We start from the raw sequence: 1,724 nt of genomic DNA on the forward strand, positions 1-1,724 counted from the left end.
GCCCCCCGGACCGTCCAGGAAGCGCTGCTCTGCGACCTGTTCGCCGAGGTGCTCGGAGTGGAGACCGTCGGCATCGACGACGGGTTCTTCGACCTCGGAGGCCACTCCCTGCTGGCCACCCGTCTAGCGAGCCGCGTCCGGGACGACCTCGGCGTGGAACTCCCGGTGCGCAGTGTCTTCGAGCACCCGACCGTGGCCGCGCTCGTCCGGCAGCTCGGCTCGGCGTCCGGGGTACGTCCCCCGGTGCGTGCGGTCGAGCGCCCGGCGGAGGTTCCACTCTCCTTCGCCCAGCGCAGACTGTGGTTCCTCGGCCGTTTCGACGGTCCCGGCGCCGCGTACAACATCCCGCTGGCGCTGAGCCTGACCGGCGACCTGGACCGGGCCGCACTCGCCGACGCGCTGCGTGACGTGGTCGACCGGCACGAGAGCCTGCGGACCGTCTTCCCCGACACCGACGGGCGCCCGCGCCAGCTGGTGCTGGAGGCCTCTGCCCTCGGCCTCGGACTGCCGGTCACCGAGGTCACCGAGGCCGAACTGCCGGGCGCGCTGAGCGCCGCGGCCGGCCACGCCTTCGACCTGACGACCGATGTGCCGCTGAAGGCGGACCTCTTCGCTCTCGCCCCCGACCGGCATGTGCTCCTCCTGCTGGTGCACCACATCGCCGCCGACGGCGCCTCGCTGGCGCCGCTGGCCAGGGATCTGTCCACCGCCTACGCGGCGCGCCGCCTGGCACGGACCCCCGACTGGGAGCCCCTGCAGGTGCAGTACGCGGACTACACACTGTGGCAGCGGGACGTGCTGGGCAGCGAGGACGACCCGGACAGCAAGGTCTCGGCCCAGCTGGAGCACTGGCGCACCACTCTCGCGGATCTCCCCGAGGAGCTGACGCTGCCGGCCGACCGGCCGCGGCCCCAGCGTTCCTCCCACCGCGGCGGCCTGGTCCCGCTGGAACTCGACGCCGAGCTGCACTCCCGGATCTCGACGCTGGCACGCCGTACCGGCACCAGCGTGTTCATGGTCCTCCAGGCGGCCACCGCCGCCCTGCTCACCAAGATGGGCGCCGGCACCGACGTCCCGATCGGCACGCCGGTCGCCGGACGGACCGACAGCGCCCTCGACGACCTTGTGGGCTTCTTCGTCAACACGCTGGTGCTGCGCACCGACACCTCCGGCAACCCGACCTTCCGGGAGCTGCTGGCACGGGTCCGGGACACCGACCTCGCTGCCTACGCCCACCAGGACGTTCCGTTCGAGCGGCTCGTGGAGGTCATGAACCCGGAGCGCTCGGCGGCCCGGCACCCGTTGTTCCAGGTCAACCTGACCTTCCACAACCAGGCCCCTGCCGCGGACGGCCTGGAACTGCCCGGGCTGACTTTCGGCGGTCACCCGGTCGAGCACAGCGTCGCCAAGTACGACCTGGCGCTGAGCCTCACCGAGCAGCGGACCCCCGAGGGTTCGGTCTCAGGGATCACGGGTGCTCTGGAGTTCGCCGTCGACCTCTTCGACCCGTCCACGGCCATCAGCCTCGCCGAGCGCTTCGTCCGGCTGCTGTCCACGTGGACCGAGGAGCCCGACCGTGTGCTCGGAGACGTGCACGTCCTGGACGCCACCGAGTGGGATGCCGCTCTCGCCGGTGCTGGTGCGGCGGTGGGTGAGGCCGGTGCGGACGGGGCGTCGTTGGTGGAGTTGTTCGAGGCGCGGGCGGCCGGGACACCGGACGCGGT

Annotated in this window: 1 protein-coding gene; it reads left to right on the top strand. The window is 72.2% G+C overall.

Annotation, left to right across the window (positions count from 1 at the left end):
- The coding region (locus ABTZ94_RS37445) for a condensation domain-containing protein (protein ID WP_351207915.1) at positions 1-1,724 on the top strand (1,724 nt) is incomplete at both ends.

It is taken from the genome of Streptomyces sp. NPDC002785 (assembly GCF_040295565.1).
Classification (GTDB): Bacteria; Actinomycetota; Actinomycetes; order Streptomycetales; family Streptomycetaceae; genus Streptomyces.